At 41.2% G+C, this 19,440-nt stretch carries 17 protein-coding genes; 14 read left to right on the top strand and 3 right to left on the bottom strand.

The features are described from left to right. Positions 1-47: 47 nt before the first annotated feature. Both HCZ11_RS10570 and HCZ11_RS10565 read right to left on the bottom strand, forming a co-directional pair. Positions 48-1,544 (bottom strand): mannitol dehydrogenase family protein, encoded by a 1,497-nt coding sequence (locus HCZ11_RS10570; protein WP_167658392.1) that lies wholly within the window; start codon positions 1,542-1,544, stop codon positions 48-50. Positions 1,545-1,561: 17 nt separating this feature from the next. Further along, the gene (locus HCZ11_RS10565) at positions 1,562-3,274 is read right to left on the bottom strand and encodes a cytosine permease (RefSeq protein ID WP_167658391.1); all 1,713 of its coding nucleotides are present in this window, start codon (positions 3,272-3,274) and stop codon (positions 1,562-1,564) included. A 612-nt stretch (positions 3,275-3,886) separates the two neighbouring features. Between HCZ11_RS10565 and HCZ11_RS10560 the strand changes: the two genes are divergently transcribed. The 5 genes from HCZ11_RS10560 to HCZ11_RS10540 all read left to right on the top strand — a co-directional run bounded on the left by HCZ11_RS10560 (position 3,887) and on the right by HCZ11_RS10540 (position 10,056). Beyond that, on the top strand, positions 3,887-5,236 hold the full coding sequence (locus HCZ11_RS10560; RefSeq protein ID WP_167658390.1) for a carbohydrate porin: 1,350 nt from the start codon (positions 3,887-3,889) through the stop codon (positions 5,234-5,236). A 392-nt stretch (positions 5,237-5,628) separates the two neighbouring features. Further along, positions 5,629-6,585 carry a sugar-binding transcriptional regulator gene (locus tag HCZ11_RS10555; RefSeq protein WP_130050435.1) on the top strand — a complete coding sequence of 319 codons (957 nt, stop codon included), beginning with the start codon at positions 5,629-5,631 and terminating at the stop codon, positions 6,583-6,585. A 127-nt stretch (positions 6,586-6,712) separates the two neighbouring features. Then, positions 6,713-7,264, top strand: a complete 552-nt coding sequence (locus HCZ11_RS10550) for a hypothetical protein (RefSeq protein WP_167658389.1) — start codon at positions 6,713-6,715, stop codon at positions 7,262-7,264. Positions 7,265-7,351: 87 nt separating this feature from the next. Beyond that, positions 7,352-9,142, top strand: coding sequence for a GGDEF domain-containing protein (locus tag HCZ11_RS10545; RefSeq protein WP_130050437.1), 1,791 nt, complete (start codon positions 7,352-7,354; stop codon positions 9,140-9,142). 83 nt (positions 9,143-9,225) lie between these two features. Then, the gene (locus tag HCZ11_RS10540) at positions 9,226-10,056 is read left to right on the top strand and encodes an ABC transporter substrate-binding protein (RefSeq protein WP_130050438.1); all 831 of its coding nucleotides are present in this window, start codon (positions 9,226-9,228) and stop codon (positions 10,054-10,056) included. Positions 10,057-10,092: 36 nt separating this feature from the next. On the opposite strand, the gene suhB is transcribed toward HCZ11_RS10540, so the two are convergent. After that, entirely contained in the window at positions 10,093-10,896 is an 804-nt protein-coding gene (gene suhB / locus HCZ11_RS10535; RefSeq protein ID WP_130050439.1) for an inositol-1-monophosphatase, read from the bottom strand. Between the two features lie 618 nt (positions 10,897-11,514). On the opposite strand from suhB, the gene trmJ reads away from it, so the two are divergent. From trmJ to HCZ11_RS10490, 9 genes are all read left to right on the top strand, one after another. Further along, entirely contained in the window at positions 11,515-12,237 is a 723-nt protein-coding gene (gene trmJ / locus HCZ11_RS10530) for a tRNA (cytosine(32)/uridine(32)-2'-O)-methyltransferase TrmJ (protein ID WP_130050440.1), read from the top strand. Positions 12,238-12,429: 192 nt separating this feature from the next. After that, positions 12,430-12,921 (top strand): Fe-S cluster assembly transcriptional regulator IscR, encoded by a 492-nt coding sequence (iscR, locus tag HCZ11_RS10525; RefSeq protein WP_130050441.1) that lies wholly within the window; start codon positions 12,430-12,432, stop codon positions 12,919-12,921. 22 nt (positions 12,922-12,943) lie between these two features. Then, positions 12,944-14,161, top strand: a complete 1,218-nt coding sequence (locus HCZ11_RS10520; protein ID WP_036973293.1) for an IscS subfamily cysteine desulfurase — start codon at positions 12,944-12,946, stop codon at positions 14,159-14,161. A gap of 40 nt (positions 14,162-14,201) precedes the next feature. Next, the gene (gene iscU / locus HCZ11_RS10515) at positions 14,202-14,585 is read left to right on the top strand and encodes a Fe-S cluster assembly scaffold IscU (RefSeq protein ID WP_054552501.1); all 384 of its coding nucleotides are present in this window, start codon (positions 14,202-14,204) and stop codon (positions 14,583-14,585) included. An 11-nt stretch (positions 14,586-14,596) separates the two neighbouring features. Continuing rightward, entirely contained in the window at positions 14,597-14,920 is a 324-nt protein-coding gene (iscA, locus tag HCZ11_RS10510; RefSeq protein WP_054552502.1) for an iron-sulfur cluster assembly protein IscA, read from the top strand. Between the two features lie 78 nt (positions 14,921-14,998). Continuing rightward, the gene (gene hscB / locus HCZ11_RS10505; RefSeq protein ID WP_130050442.1) at positions 14,999-15,526 is read left to right on the top strand and encodes a co-chaperone HscB; all 528 of its coding nucleotides are present in this window, start codon (positions 14,999-15,001) and stop codon (positions 15,524-15,526) included. Between the two features lie 47 nt (positions 15,527-15,573). Beyond that, positions 15,574-17,436, top strand: a complete 1,863-nt coding sequence (gene hscA, locus HCZ11_RS10500; protein WP_130050443.1) for a Fe-S protein assembly chaperone HscA — start codon at positions 15,574-15,576, stop codon at positions 17,434-17,436. A gap of 11 nt (positions 17,437-17,447) precedes the next feature. Continuing rightward, the gene (fdx, locus tag HCZ11_RS10495) at positions 17,448-17,786 is read left to right on the top strand and encodes an ISC system 2Fe-2S type ferredoxin (RefSeq protein WP_130050444.1); all 339 of its coding nucleotides are present in this window, start codon (positions 17,448-17,450) and stop codon (positions 17,784-17,786) included. Between the two features lie 105 nt (positions 17,787-17,891). Next, on the top strand, positions 17,892-19,319 hold the full coding sequence (locus HCZ11_RS10490) for an NAD-dependent succinate-semialdehyde dehydrogenase (protein WP_167658388.1): 1,428 nt from the start codon (positions 17,892-17,894) through the stop codon (positions 19,317-19,319). The last annotated feature ends 121 nt before the right edge of the window (positions 19,320-19,440 follow it).

Genomic DNA, 19,440 nt, shown 5'->3' with positions numbered 1-19,440 from the left:
AAACCGCCATAGGGCGGTTTTTTTTTTTGAATAATATCTTTTTAAACTTACCTTACCTGAACCTTACTTAACAATGCTTCCATAATGTGCTCTATCGCCACTCCCGCATAAAGTTTACTGATGTAATATTTATATTCATCACAAAATGACTTGTTTTCAATAATTGGGCCGAAAATGCTCGGTTGCTCAAGAAAAGCGAGTGGTGAGATTCGTGATGCATGAGCTGCCTGCTGTAATGTTTCAGCTATATCATCGATAACCTCTAAAGGCTTACCTTGTTGCGATGAATGAGTGTCGCTGTATAAGCACCAAGCTGCAATCACTAAATTAGCAATTGGAGTATTCCCACCAATTTTAAAGTTTTCTAAAATAGTAGGCACTAAAAAGGTAGATACCTTACTTGCGCTTTGAGAGCAAATTCGTGTAAGGCTGTCTTTGATGTTAGGGTTTGCAAATCGAGCTATCAGCGTTCGCTTATAATCACTTAGATCAATACCGGGCACGTCATCTAAAATAGGTGTTACTTCGTTATCCATGAAATTGCTTATTACTGCTGCAAATAAGGGATCTGAAATTGTTTGTTCTATGGTTTGATAGCCACGCAAAGAACCGAGTATTCCCAAAACAGTATGACTCGCATTTAACAAGCGAATTTTCATGGTTTCATAAGGAGTTACATCAGTTACTACTTGTGCACCTACTTTCTCCCAAGCTGGGCGTTGTTGACAAAACTTATCCTCGATGACCCATTGGTGAAAAGGCTCACACGTGACAGGCCATGAATCGATTACTCCCATTTGTTCAGCTAGAGCAATATCTTTATCAGTGGTTGCAGGCGTTATACGATCGACCATTGCATTAGGGAAGCTAACTTGACTTACTACCCAATCAGCAAGCTCTGAGTCAAACGAACTAATGTAAGTAACTAACATTTTCCGTATTACATCACCGTTGTGTTGAACATTATCACAAGACTGAATTGTAAATGGTTTTTTGCCACTTTTTCTACGGCGATCTAAAGCTGCCGCAAGGTAGCCAAAAATGAGTTTTGGCTTGTTTGGGTTTGCTAAATCATGTTGTATATCGGGGTTTGAAAAATCGAACTCGCCGGTAGATGGGTCATAATTATAACCCCCTTCTGTTATTGTTAATGAAACAATCTGAGTTTCATCAGCGGCCATTTTATTTATTACGGCTTCTGGATCATCCGGCGCTAAGAGAAAATCGGTTAAACAGCCAATTACTTGCACATCAGTTTTGCCACTTGGGTGTTTTACTAATAGAGAGTACAGATAATCTTGTGCTTCTAGAGATTGCTTAATAGCCCGATCAGCCTCGCGTAAGCCTATACCGCATATGCCCCAACCTAAATCTCCCGTATGGTTGATGTAGTTATCAGTATAGAAAGCTTGATGAGAGCGGTGAAACCCGCCCACACCAACATGGACAATCCCGGCTTTTAGTGATTGTCGGTTATAACGCGGCACCGATATAGATGTAGGAAATGAGCTCAGTGTTGAGTTATTTAAAGAAAGTGCGCTCATGTTTTGCCTCCGAGCAGTTAAACGGCTGAAAATTGTTTTTTACGTTGCATAGCCCAGTACGCACAAACGAAATAAATGATGGTACATGCGAATCCACTATTGAAAAATAATGTTCTATTGTATTCATATGAAGCAACATCAGGTGAGTAGAACATGGTATTTGCTGCTAGCACCACAGTGATACCTAAACTTAACCAAGCAACCGAAGTGAGTACTTTGGTTAGCAGACGTGTATCAAGAATAAATGATGGCTCATTGGCTGCTTGCTCGGCGTGAAATCTTTCTACTTGTTTATCAAAATTAGCAAGATCTGCTTCTTCTTCAGGATATTTATGTGCAGCTCCACTTCGTTTTGCTAAAAATATATATACGACAATACTGAAAACCCAAGTCGGTAAGAAAAGGTAGTAGAATGGGATTATATTGATCGCGTTTAATGTAAATCCGAAAACCAAACCAAGTGCCCACGCAATCACAGCCGCAGAGCTATGCTCAAGCTTTTTATAGGTAACCCAATAACGAGTTAGCCCAATCTTTGGAAATAAAAAGTGTTCAGCAAAAACGATGGCACCTACAGGTACGACTAAAAGCCCTGCGTATGTTAGTAATGGGAGTAACTTAGTAAATACAAATGGAAAGCAAGCAATTAAAACAGTAACTATGCCCACCAAAAATGTCGTTCTGGTACGCGAAAGGTTACTAAATATAGCTTGTGCAGCAAGACCTGCTCGGTATAAGTTTGCATTTGCTGTTGTCCAGCCTGCAACAATAACAATAACTAACCCAGATAATCCAAGAGCATGGAACGCAACATCACCTGGATCTAGCTCCGTAATAGACTTTTTCACAAGGACAGCTGTGCCCGCACCCATAATACCAGCGGAGATCCAAGCGATATAGTGACCAAATAACATACCTGCTGATGTACATAAGCCATAGCTTTTTTTCTTCGCGTAACGTAGTAGGGCCATGTCTATTAAACCAAAATGAGTAATCGTGTTCGCTGCCCAAGAAAAACCGATGACTTCTAACAGCCCAATGCCTGGCTCACCATTAGCATCTAACCCAGTCCATACGGAGACACTGCCAATGTGCATAAAGTCTCTCCAGCTAGAGACTGAGGTTTCACCAATTACAGAATTTGCAAGTTCAGGCATGAGTACTAATGGACCGCTGATGAACATAACAAATAACCATGGAGCACAAATACCTGAGAATTGCGATACAGCATTAAAACCATACATGGCAACCAATACAACGATAATGCCAACGGCAAGAACGACCATGACAAACCATGCGTTTGTTGGATACCAATTTAATTGAGCGGGAATATCAAGTGCAAAGCGAACAGCCGTTGCAGAGACGGTGATCATAGCTGCAGAAATGACTGTAAAGATTATTACGTTCGCCCAGTTATACAACCGGGTCATAGAGTTTCCTGCTATTTTTTGAAGGTAAGTATATAGACTCAGGCGTGTTTCAACCGCTATTGGGGTTGTGATTAGTGTCCAGCTCAGCACGGCGAGAATATTACCTATTAGTAAACCAAGCAGAATATCTGTCATGGTTGCACCAAGTGCAACAAAGGTTGCACCAAATACAAATTCGGTGGCAGCAACATGCTCACCAGCGTATAAACCTAAAAAATGTCTCCATCCTTTGAGCTTATGTTTTGCAATAGGCAATTGTTCTTCTTCTATGTGGTTTAGGTCTTTATGATCACTTTTCATAAGTAACGATCCCAGTACTTTTTAGGCATGCTGATTTGCAAGTGAATAGCTTAAACCGCATTTTTATTTGTGTGCTTATTGCTTAACACTTAAAACTTTTTATTAGACAAATAGAAAATTTCAAATTCAACATGCCCATGATTGTTGTCATTGAGCATTTACATAAAAGCAAATGCTTTCTTGGGCAAATCTATGCCTGTTGGGCATAATCCTACGGTGTTTGTTTTTTGTCAATGTTAATAAACTAGTCTGCTCAATCGGTTAATTGTTAATAATAAGTCGAAGTAATTACACTTGTTTAGCAAACTTAAACCTCATTAAATTATGCTTAGTTAAGTTATTAAATTTTATTTATTCTCATCAGTGCTTTATTTGTTTTTGGTTTTGTCTGCAAGCACTGGTCGCATTAACGAGGATTAGTTTTATCCATTCCAATTTATCTTTGGTAGATTTCAATTTCTTTTTATTAGAATTTAGGCTCTATTTTTTGATGTTGACAAATATAGTGTGTGTTAGGAATATGCTCATACTGGTGTCATTTGCTCTTGTTGCGAGCGCTAGACACCAAGATACTGATTAAGCTAGGACAATTTTAAAATGGAGAGCACGCATATGAACAAAAATCAACAACCTAAGTTTTGTCGTATATTGAAAGGGAGAAGCTATCGCTATTCTAATGTAGCTAGACTTAAATCTATTGCAGCCATTATGTTGCTGTATTCTCAGTCAGGATATACAGCTAATAGTTTTGATGTTCACAGCCATTTAAGTGGCGATTGGCTAGGGGCAAGAGATAAGCTAGCAGAGCAAGGAGTGAATATTCGTTTAGGCTACTTCAGCCAAACAGCGCATAACTTAAAAGGAGGAGAAAGCACAGAAACAGCCTATGCAGATCAGTTTTTTGTCGGTGGCTACTTTAATTTAGAAAAATTGGTTAATTGGTCTGGCGCCGAATTTAAAGTGGAGCTTACTAATCGTAATGGCGAGCTTATTAATGAAAAAGCAAATCTGCCTGTTTTGCTGCAATCGCAACAAATTTATGGTCGAGGCAATGTAACTCGTTTAACCCAATTTTCGTTAACTCAGCATTTATTTGAAGATCAACTTAGCATTAAAGTGGGTCGAATTTACCCAAGTGCTGATTTTTTTGCGATGAGTTGTGCCTTTCAGCACCTGACATTTTGTAGTGGTGGTTCATCTAATTATTTGAGTAGTAGCTGGTATGGTGACCCTCTTAGTGCATTAGGAATGCAATTAACATACAAAGTGACTGATAATTTGCTTTTTAAACTAGGCAGTTATGATGCAAACCCTGCAACCATGTCATTAAATCAGGGGCTAAAATTAACAACATCAGGTGAAATTAACGGAACTACCTTGGTTAGTGAGCTGGAATATAAAAGGGATTACAAAAATGGTTTAGATGGCGATTATCGGTTTGGCATTGTCCGTAGTAGTTTAGATAAAACTAAACTAGTCAATAACGCTGGTTATCCTGCAGGCACGACAAACGATATGGTTGCTATAGAGGATACTGATAACGCATTTTATTTTAATATTGAACAACAGCTTACTCGTAATGTATCAGGAGGTGGCTTACGTATATTTGCGAGTATGATTCATGCAGATAAAAGCATCAGTGCTATTGGCGAAGTTTTGGCTTTTGGCGGATATATTGATGCACCATTGGTTAGTAGACCAAACGATCGTATAGGTTTTGCAGTAGGTCGAAACAGTGTGAGTAATGATCTTAATGATGCTCAGCGCTTTTATAATGCTAATTTTTCAAATAATGAATTAATAGTAAGGGATCATGAGTACCCGATTGAGTTAAATTATAATTATGTTGTCACCCCGGCAATACAGTTAATGCCTAGTATCCAGTATATCATCGACCCTAATGGTGATAATGATGCTGAGAATGCAATGATTGCTGGTTTACAGTTGAGCTTAAATTTCTAGATAAACCTTTTAAACCGAAGTTATTTGACTGCAAATTCTTGATTTTGTCGTTCAGATGCTAATAGCTTCAGGTTATTCACACTTTGTGAAATGCATAGGCACCTCACTAATTTTGAAACAAATTTAGTTAGGTGCTTTTTTAGTTTAGAGTGTGAACCCTAAAATTGTTATTCATGACAGATTATGTATAAAATAGCCGCTGCATAGCTGATTCTAACTTAACCTGAGAAGCAATATAGAGTCGATTTTTAACTTTGTTTGCAACCCAAGGGATGAGTACAGCACAATTATATAAATGTATTTAAAAATCCCTAAAAAGTAATAAATCTCTTGTTTAGCAGACTGATTTTGCTAATTATTTACCTCATTTATTGTTTAAACAGGCGTATAAAATGGCTTCAATTTCTAGCAGTGATAATCAAAAATTAGAAGAAGCAGCGAGGGCTGGCTGGCTCTACTATGTTGCTGGTAAAACTCAAGATGAAATAGCCAAGCAACTTAATACATCTCGCCAATCTGCGCAAAGGCTTGTTGCTTTGGCAGTATCACAGGGGTTAATAAAAGTACGATTAGAGCATCCAATTCGACGCTGTATGGAGCTTGCTGATGCACTGCAAAATCGATACGGTTTGCTTAGTTGTGAAGTGGTGCCTAGCGAGAGTAACGATATAAATTCTACTGTTGGCTTGGCTCAAGCGGGTGCTGCAGAAATCGAAAGACAGCTAAAACAACGTCAGGCAAAAATCATAGCGTTTGGTACAGGTAGAGTGTTGCGTGCATGCGCAGAAGAGCTCCCAACAATGCATTGTCCACATCATCGTATTGTATCTTTAGTTGGAAATATTGCTCAAGATGGCTCAGCAAGTCGCTATGGAGTTGCAATTCATGTTGCAGAAAGAGTTGGTGCGCAACATTTTCCTATGCCAGTACCCGTCATTGCAGGATCTGAAGCTGAGAAAGTAGGCTGGCAGCAATTAACGCATGTTAAAAATGTACATCAACTTGCATCACAAGCTGATGTTTCATTTGTTGGAATTGGTGATTTAGGAACTAATTCACCCCTTCACTTAGACGGCTTTGTTACTCGGCATGAACTGGCTGCGCTTGACGCTATTGGTGCTACAGGTGAAGTAATTAGCTGGATTTATAATAATGAAGGTAATCTTGTCGAATCAGAAATAAATAATCGAGTGACGAGTGCAGTACTTTCTCCCAGCAATGAAAAACGTGTTATTGGGATTGCAGCAGGTAACAATAAAGTGCCAGCCATTGCTGGAGCGATAGAATCTGGAATGATCAATAGTCTCATTACGAACGAACTAACTGCAGAGGCACTGTTGCTGAAGTAAATCTTGGTGTTATGAAATTGACTATACTGGTAACGAGTTACATGTTTTCAGTTGTTCTTGCATTTATGGTTACTCTTGCTACTAATGATTGTTTTAAAATGAGTTAAATCAGACTCTCGGAGAAATTATGAAACACCTGATGTTTAGTGTGTTTATACTTTTAATGCTTAGCGCTTGCGGCAAAAAAGCAGAGCCAGAACAGACTGAAATACAACAATCACCTGAGGTGACTCTAGGGCAGCAGTTCGACAGCTATCAAGGGTTGGCTTGGCAAGTTGTAGAAGCATTACAAAACCAATCAACTGCTCAGCACTTGCAAGATCTGACGCTTAAGCTAATTAGTTCATCAACTGGTTTGTTTTTAAACCTTAAAGCACAGCTGCCAGAATGTGAGGCAAGTTTGCAAGCGATGGCAAACGCAACAGAGTTTCAGCAACAGCAAAGTGACGATACAGAAGCGTTGAAGAATGAAATTACGATTAACTTAGAACCGGAGCTTCCAGAATTTGCAGCTGCAAGTTGCTATCACGCACAGCAGTTATTACTTAACCCCCTTGCAATTTATAAATTAGCTCAACAAACAGGTTTAGCACAGGATGATTACCAGAGCGCCAAACTAAAAATGATTGATAGTTTTGCCCGTATTAAACAGCTTGAGCTGATCACTGCCATTGACTAGTCTGCACTCGTCATCGCCTTGCCATAAAATTGTCATACAAGGTTGCTAATTTAGCCTCCTATTTGTATTTTTTAGGCTAGGTGTAAGGTGAACGCACAACTACAGCAGATCTTAGATAACAGTGCAATTGAAACCTTGTTTCAACCTATCTTTGACATTTCTAATCAACATATTTTGGGCTACGAGGCGTTAAGTCGCGGCCCGAAAGGGTCTGAGTTAGAAATGCCGAGTAGATTGTTCAGCGCAGCCATTGATTGCCATAAGATCTCTGAATTAGAGCTACTTTGCCGCAGTAGAGCAATTGAAAACTTTGTTAAGCTCAATCTTGAGGGTAAGTTGTTCTTAAACGTAAGTCCTAAAACTTTACTCGACCCTTGCCACCCTAAGGGTGAAACATTACATCTAGTTGAACACTTTGGTCTTGCAACTAATCGCGTGGTTATTGAGGTTACAGAGCAAGAAAAAGTGGATGATGGCTTTTTATTGTTAAAGACCATTGCCCATTATCGTGAGTTAGGTTTTTCGATTGCCATTGATGACTTAGGCGCTGGCTATTCGGGTTTAAAGCAATGGTCTGAGTTATGTCCTGAGTTTGTAAAAATAGACCGCTACTTTATCGATCATTGTGACCAGAGTGTCGTTAAAAAAGAGTTTTTAAAGTCAATTATTGAGCTTGCAAAAGCCACCAATACGCAAGTGATAGCAGAAGGCATTGAGCGGGCTGAGGAACTTCGTCTACTCGAAATTTTGGGCGTGCAGCATGCACAAGGTTTTTTACTGGAAAGGCCGAGCTTGCAGCCTAGTTACGAAATTAATATCCACTGCTTAAAGCACTTGGAGTCATCAGACAATAGCAATACATTTGAGCAGTCAATGGCGATTGGTTGGTTAGCGGTAGAGCACGCTAATATTGAAGCAACAACACGCTGTAAAGATGCTCACAGTATTTTTGAACAAGATAAAACCCTAACTAGCCTAGCCGTACTAGAGCACAATATCCCCGTTGGTTTATTACATCGAGATCAACTCACTGAAGTATTTGCCGCTCCTTATGGCCATGCACTTTACGACAAGCAACCAGTTACTTCTTTAATGGATAAGCAGCCGTTAGTGGTAGACGAAAACGAGTTACTCGATACGGTGAGTCAGCAAATTACCGAATTTGAGTTTGATATTCGACGTCACATTGTGATCACCCGTAATGGCGAATACTTAGGCTTGGCACCACTACGTAATATCTTAAAACACATTACAGAAGAAAAAATCCGCCATGCACAACATGCCAATCCGCTAACTATGTTGCCGGGTAATGTCGCTATTAACGAAGCAATTGAACTTAGACTTCGCAATAATTACCCATTCTCGTTAGCCTATGTTGATTTAAACCACTTTAAACAATTCAATGACCTGTATGGGTACGCCAGTGGTGATAGCGTTATAAAGCTGCTTGCAGAAGTAATCGTAGAGGCCTGTAGTACTAGCAAAGGCTTTGTGGGTCACATTGGTGGTGATGACTTTATGGTAGTGTTTGATAAAAATGATGCAGAGCAAGTATGCCATGACATTATCGATAAATTTGAGCTGCAGTCTCGCGCCTTTTTCACCCCAGAGCATATGGAGCAAGGGGGTTACTGGGCAAGTAACCGAGAAGGGAAAAAGCAGTTTGTGCCATTACTTACACTATCAATAGGTTTGGTTAAGCCTGATTTGGAGCTTTGCATCAACAGCCACCAAGTTGCAGCGTTGGCTACTGATGCGAAAAAAGAGGCCAAGCGCTATCAGAGTAGCCACTTGTTTGTATGTAAACGTAGCCGACCAGCCCCCGCCGTGGTGCGTTTAAGCAGCCAAAAAGATGAAGCACTTACTATTAACTCATGAAGAAATTTGAAGTTTGCTTAATTTTACTTGTGTCCCTGTTTAACTGGGTGTAGCTTAAAAAAAACACATTAACAAAAATAACAATGAAGCGACTATGTAGTGCAATATTAATATTGCTGAGCCTAGGATACAGCCTTGCTACTGAAGCTAACAATGTGGTGAATTTAGCGGTTGAGCAACGCCCATTTTATAAACGTGATTATTATCTTCATGAATTACTGACAGCGGCGTTACGTGCCGGTAATTACCAAGCAGAAATCAATGAAGTACTTGTTCATCCTCACCAACAGCGTACTTTGCTTATGCTTGATGCAAAGCAAGCCGATTTGTTTTGGAGTATGACAAGCCCAGAGCGTGAACACTTAGCCATTGCTGTACCCGTCCCTTTGTTTAAGGGTTACATAGGCAAACGAGCGCTACTTACCAAACGAGCGTTTGTGCCTCGTTTTAAAGATGTAAAAACGAAACAAGATTTAGCACCGTTTACAGCTATACAGGGTCATGATTGGCCTGATACTAAAATTCTTGCGCAAAATGGTCTATCTGTCAGGCCGTTAGCAAATTATCAAGCAATGTTTAGTTTAGTGATCAGAGGGCGAGTTGATTATTTTCCGCGTTCGTTCATTGAAGTCATTTCAGAAATGGAACAAGTAAAGAGTGACGAGCTGGTTATAGTGCCTGACCTTTATATTAGTTACCCAACAGCATTTTACTTTTTTGTCAGCAACCACAGGCCAGAACTCGCTGAGGTGTTATTGAAAGGACTCACCAAGATGAAAAGCACGGGCGAGTTTGAGCAATTATTTGCGAGCTACTTTGCTGAGGACTTAGCCAAATTGCCATTTAAAGAAGGTGAAGTAACAGAGATAGAACTCGATAACGATTATTTTCAGCCACAAAAAAAGGAGCCTTAGCTCCTTTTTGTATGTAAATCTGTATTACAACCGCTATTAGCGAAGTAGTGATTCAGTTAACACTGGGCGAATTTCACGAATGATCGCTTGAGTTAACTTAGGTGCGCCACAAATGATGTTGCCGCTTTGGTTATAGTTAATACCACCTGCGAAATCAACAACCATACCGCCAGCTTCTTTAACTAAAAGCTCGCCTGCCGCTGTGTCCCATGGCTTAAGGCCAATTTCAAAGAAACCATCAACACGACCCGCAGCAACATAAGCCATATCTAACGCAGCAGAACCTGCACGGCGGATATCAGCAGTTTGAATGAAAAGTGCTTTAAACGCTTCAGAGTATGCGTCTAAGTGGTGCTTTTGTTTGAATGGGAAACCAGTTGCAAGTATAGAACCTGCTAACTCGTTAGTTTTAGTTACGCGTAAACGCTTGCTGTTAAGCTGTGCGCCTTGACCACGTGAAGCAGTGAATAATTCACCGCGAATTGGATCATAGATAACAGCTTGATCTAAACGACCTTTAACTTTAAGTGCAATTGATACTGCGAAATGAGGGATACCCTTGATGAAGTTAGTTGTGCCATCAAGTGGATCAACAATCCATTGGTAATCTGCATCTTTACCTTTGTGCTCACCAAGCTCTTCACCTACGATACAGTGATCAGGGTAAGATTTTAAAATGGTATCACGAATTGCGGCTTCAGCTTCTTTATCGATGTTAGTCACTAAGTCGTTAGTGCCTTTTTGTTGTACATCAACTTTTGATAAATCTTCACTTGCACGAAGTAAAATTTTGCCTGCGTTACGCGCAGCGCGAACCGCAATGTTTAACATTGGATGCATAGCATTACCTTTGGGTTGTAAAAGAACGAATATATTTAAGCCGGCGTATTCTAGCGATTTCTAGCGTAAAGTAAACAATAAACTCGAATAAATTAGGTTGTTTTTTGTACAGGGTTGAAATGTAAGGGGATCCTATTGCACAACAAGCGGTAAGCTTTAAGTTTGAAGTCGAACGGTGTTGTTTTTCAGGGTTTTGTTAAAGGCCTGCCTCGTAGGAGGTACTTTAGTGCCGAAAATATTTACACAAAGAGAAGTGAATGAGAAGAAAATGAGGAACTGATAATTATGTTTTCTTGTTTTCTCTAAAGCGCAGCGTCTCTTTATCTCTTTGTGATAATTTGGTTTTCTCAGTGAAGCGATAAACGCCTCTGTGTTCTCTGTGGTTCAAATATGTTTTTGCAAAAGAGAAGTGAGCGAGAAGAAAATAAGAAAGTGACAATAAGGCTTTTTTGTTTTCTCTAAAGCGCAGCGCCTCTTATTCTCTTTGTGAATCATAGAAGTGTTGCGCGATGTAAAATCGTACCTACAATGCTTGCTTACCGCTCAAAGCATATCGCCTAGCGCTTGCAGCCATGCTATAATCCCCGCAATTTTTGACTTTCAGTAAGTAACAACGCAATGACACTTGATGATATTCGTATCGTATTAGTAAACACATCACATTCTGGTAATATTGGCTCAGCGGCACGTGCTATGAAAACGATGGGCTTATCAAATTTATATCTTGTTGATCCTGCTTGTGAAATTGATAGTCATGCGAGTGCGCTTGCTGCAGGTGCCACGGATGTTTTAGGTAAAGCTGTGGTTGTTGATACGCTAGCTGATGCAATTGCTGATTGTAGTTTAACAATTGGTACGAGTGCACGTTCACGTACTTTATCTTGGCCTATGGTTGAGCCGCGTGAATGTGGTGAAAAACTAGTGGCTGAAGCTGAGCATGGTCCAGTAGCATTGGTATTTGGCCGCGAAAATAGTGGTTTAACTAACGAAGAACTACAACAATGTAACTACCACGTATGTATTCCTGCGAACCCTGAATACAGCTCGCTAAATCTAGCAATGGCTGTGCAAACATTGTGTTATGAAACACGTATGGCTTATTTAAACAAACAGCCAAAAGCACAAGAAGAAGACGAAGCAACCTACCCAAATGCAAAGCAAACTGAGCTGTTTTACGAGCACTTAGAGCAAACTCTAAATGATACAGGTTTTATCATCAAGCAACACCCAGGTATGGTGATGACAAAACTTCGTCGTTTATTCAACCGCGCACGCCCAGAAGAAGCAGAGATGAACATCTTACGCGGTATTCTTACCTCAATTAATAAGTCTATAAAATAATCACAGGTTATAAGTATAATACTTGACTAAATTACTCAGGTAATTAGAATAGACCTAGTACTTGACCATTTTTGTCAGGTATTGGGTTTTATCAGTGGCAAGTATCAATTTTTATCAAGTGATAATACTTGACTATTTTGGTCTGGTAATTAAAATTTGCACACCTTAGCGTGCAGTAACATCGGGGGCTCTATGAAGTTAACATCAAAAGGCAGATACGCAGTAACCGCCATGTTGGATGTTGCACTACATACAAATGTGGGTGCAGTTCCCCTTGCCGATATTTCTGAACGCCAAGAGATTTCGCTATCTTATCTCGAACAATTATTCGCCCGTTTACGTAAAAACGGCCTTGTGACCTCTGTGCGTGGCCCAGGTGGCGGATATTTACTTGGTAGAGAAGCAAACGAAATTTCTGTCGGCGATGTGATTAATGCCGTAGATGAGTCTGTTGATGCAACACGTTGTCACAATGCAACGGGTGGTTGCCAAAGCGGCATGCGCTGTTTGACTCACACCCTATGGTCGGACTTAAGCGCACGTATCGAAGATTTTTTAAATAGTATTACCCTTGCTGAATTGGTGGAAAAGTCAGATGTGAAAGAAGTCGCATCTCGCCAAGATAACAGCATCAACACTGCAATTAAGCAACTGGAAAACATTCAAGTAAGCTGTCAACTGTAGCTTGACGAAAGCGGAGAGAGAAATGAAGTTACCGATTTATTTAGATTACGCAGCAACCACGCCTGTTGATGAACGTGTGGCAAAAGAAATGATGCAATGCCTGACTATGGACGGTAATTTTGGTAACCCTGCATCACGCTCACACCGTTTTGGTTGGCAAGCAGAAGAAGCGGTTGATCAAGCGCGTACAGATATTGCTGATCTGATCAACGCTGACCCGCGTGAAATTGTTTTCACTTCAGGTGCTACAGAATCAAATAACCTAGCAATTAAAGGTGCTGCGCAGTTCTATAAAAAGAAAGGCAAGCACGTTATCACTGTTAAAACTGAGCACAAAGCAGTGCTTGATACGTGTCGTGAACTAGAGCGCCAAGGTTTCGAAGTAACCTATATGGACGTTGAAGAAAACGGTTTACTTGACCTTAAAAAGCTTGAAGCTGCCATGCGTGACGACACGGTGCTTGTGAGTGTAATGCACGTAAATAACGAGCTAGGTGTTATCCAAGATATCGCGACAATCGGCGAAATGTGCCGTGAGCGCAAAATTATGTTCCATGTTGATGCTGCACAAAGCGCAGGTAAAGTACTTATCGACGTGCAACAGTTAAAAGTAGATTTTATGTCGTTCTCTGGCCACAAAGTATATGGCCCGAAAGGTGTAGGCGCACTTTATGTTCGTCGTAAGCCTCGCGCACGTTTAGAAGCACAAATGCACGGTGGTGGTCATGAGCGTGGTATGCGTTCAGGCACACTTGCTACTCACCAGTTAGTAGGTATGGGTGCGGCATTTAGAATCGCTAAAGAAGATTTCGAAAAAGACCATGCACACATCAGCGCACTTCGTAAGCGTTTGGTTGATGGCATTATGGCTGATATGGACGAAGTTTACTTCAATGGTGAACCAAGCCAGTCAGTTCCGGGTATTGTAAACATCAGCTTCAACTTTGTTGAAGGTGAGTCGTTATTAATGGCTGTTAAAGACATTGCTGTTTCATCAGGTTCAGCCTGTACCTCAGCAAGCTTAGAGCCTTCTTATGTACTACGTGCATTAGGCCGTAATGACGAGTTAGCACACAGCTCAATTCGTTTCAGCATTGGCCGCTTTACGACTGAAGAAGAGATTGATTACACCGTTGAACTAATCAAAAACTCGATCGGCCGTTTACGTGAGATGTCTCCTTTATGGGAAATGCATCAAGAAGGTATTGATTTAGATTCAGTTGAGTGGGCGCATCACTAATCAGTGATTGCCGCCGCTAGCAGGTAGTGAGGATAGTATTATGGCTTATAGTGATAAAGTAATCGATCATGTTGAAAATCCACGTAACGTGGGTGCTTTAGACAAAAATGATCCGTCAGTTGCAACAGGCATGGTGGGTGCACCAGCATGTGGTGACGTAATGAAATTGCAAATCAAAGTATCACCAGAAGGTGTAATTGAAGATGCAAAATTCAAAACATATGGTTGTGGTAGCGCAATCGCTTCTTCTTCACTTGTAACTGAGTGGGTAAAAGGCAAAACATTAGATGAAGCTGCAACAATCAAAAACACTGATATCAGTGCTGAGCTTGAATTACCACCAGTGAAAATTCACTGTTCAATTTTAGCAGAAGACGCGATTCAAGCAGCAATTGCTGACTACAAAAGCAAACAAGCGAAGTAAGAGATAAATTCATGGCAGTGACATTGACAGATGCGGCAGCAAACCGCGTAGAATCATTTTTAGCAAATCGCGGCAAAGGCATTGGCCTACGCGTTGGCATTAAAACGACGGGCTGTTCAGGTCTTGCTTATGTTCTTGAATTTGTTGATGAGTTAGCTGACGGCGACGAAATTTTTGAAAGCCGTGGCGTGAAAGTTATCGTTGATGCCAAAAGCTTAGTTTACATTGATGGTACTGAGCTTGATTACACCAAAGAAGGTTTGAATGAAGGGTTTAAATTTAACAACCCGAACCAAGCTGATGAGTGTGGTTGCGGCGAAAGCTTCACCGTTTAAGCTTAACAAACTTTCTTTGCTTGAAGCCCTGCCTATGTAGGGCTTTGTTATTTCCTGTTTACCGAGTTGGATTATGTAATGCGTTACTTTGAGTTATTTGCAATTCCAGTAGATTACAACATTGATTTAGCGACTATTAATAAAAACTACCTCGAGCTGCAACGCGCAGTTCATCCAGATCGCCACGCAAGCTCCAGTAGCCGCGATAAACTACTCGCTGTGCAAAATGCAGCTGAAATCAATGATGCATTACAAACTTTAAAACACCCGGTAAAACGTGCTGAATACATGCTAAGTGAACTAGGTGTTGATATTCGCGCCGAGCAACAAACATTGCAAGATCCGTTATTCTTAATGCAGCAAATGGAACTGCGTGAAGAATTAGAAGAACTTGAAAATGCCGCAGATCCAGATGCAGCAATTGCCCAGTTTGAAGCGCAAATTAAACAACTCGATAAACAATACAGCAGCGAATTAGCCGCTCAGTTGGCAAGTAACGACGAGCAACAATGGCAAGCTGCCGCTGACAATATTCGTAAATTGAAGTTTGTTTATAAGTTACGCGATGAACTAGAGCGTATTGAAGACAGTTTATTTGATGATTAATCGTTAGTTGTTTTAAAGCAGCTATTTAAGAGTTTAAAAAGAGCATTATGGCATTATTGCAAATTGCTGAGCCGGGGCAGAGCGCGGCACCACATGAGCACAAATTAGCAGTCGGTATAGACCTTGGTACGACTAACTCGTTAGTTGCAACAGTGCAAAGCGGCGAAGCTCGCACACTGACTGATTTAGCGGGCAATGCGATGCTTCCATCGGTTGTGCAATACCAAACTGATAGCATTATTGTAGGTGAACGAGCAGCGGCTGCTGCTACTCAAGACCCTGCAAACACATTAATCTCGGTGAAACGTTTCTTAGGTAAAACGCAGGCTGAAATCGAAAAAAGCTATGGTCAACTGCCTTATGAATTTTGTGAGCATGATGGCTCATTAGCAATCAGCACAGTTGCGGGTGCAATTAGTCCTGTCACTGCATCGAGTGAAATTCTAAAAGCATTAAAACTGCGTGCAGAAGACAGCTTTGCAGGCCAAGATATTCTAGGTGCGGTAATTACTGTACCAGCGTATTTTGATGATGCGCAGCGACAAAGCACAAAAGATGCTGCAGAGCTTGCCGGTATTAAGGTTTTACGTTTATTAAACGAGCCAACGGCTGCGGCTGTTGCTTACGGCCTTGATTCGGGTCAAGAAGGTATTATCGCTGTATACGATTTAGGTGGCGGTACCTTCGATATTTCTATTTTACGTTTACACCAAGGTGTATTCGAAGTGCTTGCCACTGGCGGTGACTCGAGCCTTGGTGGTGACGATTTTGACTCGCTATTAGTTGATTACTTTAAAACACAAACGGGTGTGAGTGAGCTTTCTGCATCGGTATTACGTTTATTCATCAACAAAGCCAAAGCATGTAAAGAAGCATTAAGCCAATACCAAACTGTTAATGTCGGTTTAGAGTTTGATGGTCAAAGCCACAAAGTTGAAGTAACCCGCGAAACCTTTGATGAGCTCGCTCTTAGCCTTGTGAAGAAAACACTCCGTTCTTGTCGCCGTGCCGTAAAAGATGCCGGTATTGAGAACGAAGAAGTACTACAAGTTGTAATGGTTGGCGGCTCGACTCGTATGCCAATTGTACGCTCTCAAGTTGCTGCATTTTTTGATAAAGAGCCACTGACTTCTATTGACCCAGATCGCGTGGTTGCACTTGGTGCGGCACTTCAAGCAGATGTACTGGTTGGCAATAAGCCTGACTCAGACATGCTGCTATTAGATGTATTACCACTGTCGCTAGGTCTTGAGACTATGGGTGGCTTGGTTGAGAAAATCATTCCACGTAACACCACGATTCCTGTTGCACGTGCGCAAGAGTTCACCACTTTCAAAGATGGTCAAACAGCTATGTCACTGCATGTATTACAAGGTGAGCGTGAGCTAGTTGATGATTGTCGTTCATTGGCTAAATTTAGCTTAAAGGGTATTCCGGCAATGGCTGCAGGTGCTGCGCATATTCGCGTAACCTTTAAAGTTGATGCTGATGGCTTATTAAGTGTATCGGCAATGGAAAAATCAACTGGTGTACAAGCTGAAATTCAGGTGAAACCATCATTTGGTTTATCGGACGACCAAGTTGCAAACATGCTTAAAGAATCAATGACTAACGCTAAAGACGATATGCAAGCGCGGATGCTTAAAGAGCAACAAGTTGAAGCGTTACGTGTTGTTGAAGCGCTTGAAGCATCACTCGCAACCGACAGTGCATTACTTGATGAACAAGAATTAGGTGCGTTAAAAGCAGAAATTGCTAAACTTGTTGCCGTACGCGAAAGCGCAACAACACCTGCAGAAATTAAAGCAGCGATTGAAGCTGTAGACAATGCAAGTAGCGAATTTGCTGCTCGCAGAATGGATGCATCAATCAAAAAAGCGCTGCAAGGGCAGTCAGTAGACGAAGTTTAACGAGGTAAGGTATGCCACAAATTATTTTTCTTCCACACGAAGAGTTATGCCCAGAAGGCGCTGCAATTGAAGCTCCTGCAGGTGAAACAGTATTAGATGTTGCGCTAAAAAATGGTATTAGCATTCCACATGCGTGTGAAAAATCATGCGCGTGTACAACATGCCACTTAATCATCCGTGAAGGTTTTGACTCTCTAGATGAAAGTGATGAGTTAGAAGACGACATGCTTGATAAAGCATGGGGTCTTGAGCCAGAGTCACGCCTTGGTTGCCAAGCAGTGATTAAAGATGAAGATTTAGTGGTTGAAATTCCAAAGTATAATCTCAATATCGTTAATGAAGAGCATTAATTTTTAACGGCTTTGATTTCGTAAAAACCGCTGTAGTTGCTTGGTCTCTACAGCGGTTTTTTGTTTTTTAGAGCTGATAGCTGACAGCTTTTACTTGGAGGTTCTATGTCTGATTTGGTTTTTTCTGATTCGTTTATCGACGGTGACTTTTACTCTACAAGCCAGCGTTTTAGTGTAGATAACCCTGCAACTGGACAAGCAATTACGCAGGTCTCTAATATTGATGAGGCTGGCGTTGAGCAAGCAATAAAAAGTGCTGACGAGGCATTTAGCAAGCTAAAGAAAACAACTGCCACAGAACGCAGTGAAACGTTACGCCGTTGGTATGAGTTAGTCATTGAGCACAAGCAACAGCTCGCTGAACTAATGACCAAAGAGCAGGGCAAGCCATTAAAAGAGTCGTTAGGTGAAGTTGAATACGGTGCAGGCTTTATTAAATGGTTTAGTGAAGAAGCTAAGCGTAGTTACGGCGATAATATCCCTGCCACCGACAGCCAACATCGTTTATCAACCATAAAACAACCAATTGGTGTGGTTGCTGGGATCACACCTTGGAATTTTCCGATCGCGATGATCACACGTAAAGTGGCACCAGCATATGCGGCAGGTTGTAGTTTTGTGATTAAACCTTCTGAGCATACACCATTGTGCGCCATTGCCTTGGCATACCTTGCTGATAAGGCTGGATTTGTGAAAGGGGCGTTGAATGTTGTGGTCTCTGAAAATGCAAAAATGGTTGGCGAAATCATGACAGAGTCTGAGCGAGTGCGTAAGTTTACCTTCACGGGGTCAACTGGTGTAGGTAAGCAGTTACTTTCGCAATGTGCCTCAACTATTAAGCAAACTTCGATGGAGCTTGGTGGTAATGCGCCGTTTATTATTTTCGAAAATGCTGACTTAGATGAAGCTGTTGCTGGCCTCATGGCTGCAAAATTTAGAAACGCCGGCCAAACCTGTGTGGCTGCTAACCGAATTTTTGTGCAACGTTCAGTACTTGAAACGGTGCTTGAAAAACTTGCAGACAAAGTGGCTGAGTTAAAAGTTGGCAATGGCCTTGATGAAGGGGTGGATATTGGTCCACTAATTTATCCTAAGGCTAAAGAGAAAGTACAAACTCTCTTAGATGATGCAGTTAATAAAGGCGCGTCATTGATCGGCGATAACAGCGAACTTGAAGGCAGCTTTCAAGCACCGCTGATTTTAACGGATGTGACACCAGAGATGGATATCTATCATGATGAAGTATTTGGTCCAGTGGTAAGCATTATCGCTTTTGATGATGAAGAAGAAGTGTTGAAGTTAGCAAATGATGTGCCTTATGGTTTAGCTGCATATTTTTATAGTGAAAATATCAAACAAGTTTATCGCGTAAGTGAAGCACTCGAATACGGCATGATTGGTATTAACGAAGGTTTAATCTCAAATCCAGTAGCGCCATTTGGCGGTGTTAAACAGTCAGGCTTAGGCAGAGAAGGCGGCCATCAAGGGTTAGATGAGTACCTAGAAGAGAAGTATCTTTGTGTTAAGGTTTGAGCCGTGAGCCGTGAGCCGTGAGCCGTGAGCCGTGAGCTGTCAGACTGATAGCTGATAGCTGATAGCTGATAGCTGATAGCTGATAGCTGATAGCTGATAGCTGATAGCTGATAGCTGATAG

Origin of the sequence: Pseudoalteromonas sp. HF66, assembly GCF_011806445.1 — a bacterium.
In the GTDB taxonomy this organism is placed as follows: domain Bacteria; phylum Pseudomonadota; class Gammaproteobacteria; order Enterobacterales; family Alteromonadaceae; genus Pseudoalteromonas; species Pseudoalteromonas apostichopi.
This window is presented reverse-complemented; position numbering and strand designations above follow the sequence as displayed.

Coding starts and splice junctions, on each gene's coding strand:
- HCZ11_RS10570 (WP_167658392.1), bottom strand. CDS start 1,544: ATGAGCGCACTTTCTTTAAATAACTCAACACTGAGCTCATTTCCTACA.
- HCZ11_RS10565 (WP_167658391.1), bottom strand. CDS start 3,274: ATGAAAAGTGATCATAAAGACCTAAACCACATAGAAGAAGAACAATTG.
- HCZ11_RS10560 (WP_167658390.1), top strand. CDS start 3,887: ATGAACAAAAATCAACAACCTAAGTTTTGTCGTATATTGAAAGGGAGA.
- HCZ11_RS10555 (WP_130050435.1), top strand. CDS start 5,629: ATGGCTTCAATTTCTAGCAGTGATAATCAAAAATTAGAAGAAGCAGCG.
- HCZ11_RS10550 (WP_167658389.1), top strand. CDS start 6,713: ATGAAACACCTGATGTTTAGTGTGTTTATACTTTTAATGCTTAGCGCT.
- HCZ11_RS10540 (WP_130050438.1), top strand. CDS start 9,226: ATGAAGCGACTATGTAGTGCAATATTAATATTGCTGAGCCTAGGATAC.
- suhB (WP_130050439.1), bottom strand. CDS start 10,896: ATGCATCCAATGTTAAACATTGCGGTTCGCGCTGCGCGTAACGCAGGC.
- trmJ (WP_130050440.1), top strand. CDS start 11,515: ATGACACTTGATGATATTCGTATCGTATTAGTAAACACATCACATTCT.
- iscR (WP_130050441.1), top strand. CDS start 12,430: ATGAAGTTAACATCAAAAGGCAGATACGCAGTAACCGCCATGTTGGAT.
- HCZ11_RS10520 (WP_036973293.1), top strand. CDS start 12,944: ATGAAGTTACCGATTTATTTAGATTACGCAGCAACCACGCCTGTTGAT.
- iscU (WP_054552501.1), top strand. CDS start 14,202: ATGGCTTATAGTGATAAAGTAATCGATCATGTTGAAAATCCACGTAAC.
- iscA (WP_054552502.1), top strand. CDS start 14,597: ATGGCAGTGACATTGACAGATGCGGCAGCAAACCGCGTAGAATCATTT.
- hscB (WP_130050442.1), top strand. CDS start 14,999: ATGCGTTACTTTGAGTTATTTGCAATTCCAGTAGATTACAACATTGAT.
- hscA (WP_130050443.1), top strand. CDS start 15,574: ATGGCATTATTGCAAATTGCTGAGCCGGGGCAGAGCGCGGCACCACAT.
- fdx (WP_130050444.1), top strand. CDS start 17,448: ATGCCACAAATTATTTTTCTTCCACACGAAGAGTTATGCCCAGAAGGC.
- HCZ11_RS10490 (WP_167658388.1), top strand. CDS start 17,892: ATGTCTGATTTGGTTTTTTCTGATTCGTTTATCGACGGTGACTTTTAC.